This is a genomic window from Ileibacterium valens (assembly GCF_001945525.1).
GTDB lineage: Bacteria > Bacillota_I > Bacilli_A > Erysipelotrichales > Erysipelotrichaceae > Ileibacterium > Ileibacterium valens.
Window position 1 is genome coordinate 1 of record NZ_MPJW01000130.1, and the last position, 1,773, is coordinate 1,773.

Annotated in this window: 2 protein-coding genes; one reads left to right on the forward strand and one right to left on the reverse strand. The window is 40.6% G+C overall.

Annotated elements, in window-relative coordinates; genetic code table 11:
* Positions 1–327: 327 nt before the first annotated feature.
* Positions 328–1,089 carry an NAD-dependent protein deacylase gene (locus BO222_RS06350; RefSeq protein ID WP_075819398.1) on the forward strand — a complete coding sequence of 254 codons (762 nt, stop codon included), beginning with the start codon at positions 328–330 and terminating at the stop codon, positions 1,087–1,089.
* Positions 1,090–1,266: 177 nt separating this feature from the next.
* Here BO222_RS06350 and BO222_RS13960 read toward each other — a convergent pair whose 3' ends face one another.
* Positions 1,267–1,674 (reverse strand): RNA-guided endonuclease TnpB family protein, encoded by a 408-nt coding sequence (locus tag BO222_RS13960; RefSeq protein WP_269843620.1) that lies wholly within the window; start codon positions 1,672–1,674, stop codon positions 1,267–1,269.
* Between the last annotated feature and the right edge of the window lie 99 nt (positions 1,675–1,773).

Below are 1,773 nucleotides of genomic sequence, written 5' to 3' on the forward strand. Positions count from 1 at the left end.
CAAAAGGCGGAAATCTTCCGTTTCCGACTTTCCTGAGAGGAAAGCTGGAGCACAGAGAAGATTTCCGCCTTTGATGGTATTCAGGGATAACCGGGAATAAAAGCCCGTGCAAATTTCAAAAGGTTACGATTCAAAGATGAAATAGATTAATCAAAAGGAGTTCTTAAAGGAGCTCCTTTTGTTTTGGAAATTCCTGTTTTTCAAATTCATTCAGATCTGTTTTTCAATTTACTATTGAAATGATGATTGAGAGCTCAAAAAGTGATCACAAGAAATGAACAGAATGAATTAAAAAGATCATAATGAAAAGCAGAAGAAGGTGATGAAATGAATTTAGCCGAAATTTTAGAAAAATCGAATAAGATTGTTTTCTTTGGGGGTGCTGGAGTCAGTACGGAAAGTAATATTCCGGATTTTCGCTCTCCAACTGGCCTGTATGGAGAAAAACGGGAAAATAAATATCCATTCCCAGCTGAGATCATGCTCTCTCACAGTTTCTACGTAAAGCATCCTCAAATGTTCTTTGATTTCTACTTTAATGAAATGATTTATAAAGATGCAGTGCCCAATGATGCCCACAAGGTTCTTGCAGAACTTGAGAAGATGGGGAAACTGACTGCAGTGATTACTCAGAATATTGATGGTCTTCATCAAAAAGCGGGAAGTGTCAACGTTCTTGAACTGCATGGTTCTGTTCTTAGAAATTTCTGTACAAGATGTCATACGGAATATACTCTGGAAGAAACGATGAACAGCCGGGATGATAAAGGAATTCCCAGGTGTCCAAAAGACGGAACCATCATTAAACCGGATGTGGTTTTATATGAAGAAGGACTGGATATGAATGTTTTATATAAAGCAGTCCAGGCCATTCAGGAAGCCGATTGTCTGATTGTTGCTGGAACGAGTTTAACTGTGAATCCAGCAGCAAGCCTGATTCAAAATTTCCGCGGCAGATACAGCGTTCTGATTAACAAGGATACAACCCCATATGATCGCTCTTTTGATCTGATTATTCGTGATTCCATTGGAAAAGTACTGAAACAGGCGTTCCAGGAAATGACAGAATATGAAAGCGCTGGCAATTAATACAACTGGTTAATCAGCATCAAATCAAAGTAAGTGACATCCTCCCCCGCCTACGCCAACGCTTAGAGGCGGGGGCTTCCACCATAGGCCAGGGTTGGTTCCTGCTCGATAGAGCCATCGCTCTAAGGTTCAACAGGCTATCTCCGTGTGTCCCACGGTTCTATGATATTTGTTGAATTAGGCGATGACTAACCGCATTCCTTCATTTCTGATGTTGATTGCTGCATTGATGTCTCGATCGTGATAAGCGCCACACTCTGGGCAGTCCCAGACTCTGAGAGATAAGTTTTTCGTTTCTTTATTCTTATAGCCGCAGTTAGAACAGATCTGACTGCTTGCAAAGAACTTATCCACTTTGACAAGCTGTTTTCCCATATCAGCAAGCTTATACTCCAAAAATCGAGTGAACATTCCCCAGCCGTTATCTGATACAGACTTACCAAAATGAAGTGACTGTGACAGTCCTTGCATATTCAGATTTTCGATACAGACACAATCATGGTCATTGGCTGTCTGCCTTGATTTTTTATACAGAAAATCTCTGCGTTGATTGGCTATTTTTTCATGAAGTTTAGCGACTTTGATTCGCTGTTTATTTCAGTTGTTTGAGCCTTTGACCATGTGTGAAAGTTTCCGTTGCTCTCTTTTGAGCTTCTTTTCAGCCTGGCGGTAATATCCTGGATG

Coding starts and splice junctions, on each gene's coding strand:
- BO222_RS06350 (WP_075819398.1), top strand. CDS start 328: ATGAATTTAGCCGAAATTTTAGAAAAATCGAATAAGATTGTTTTCTTT.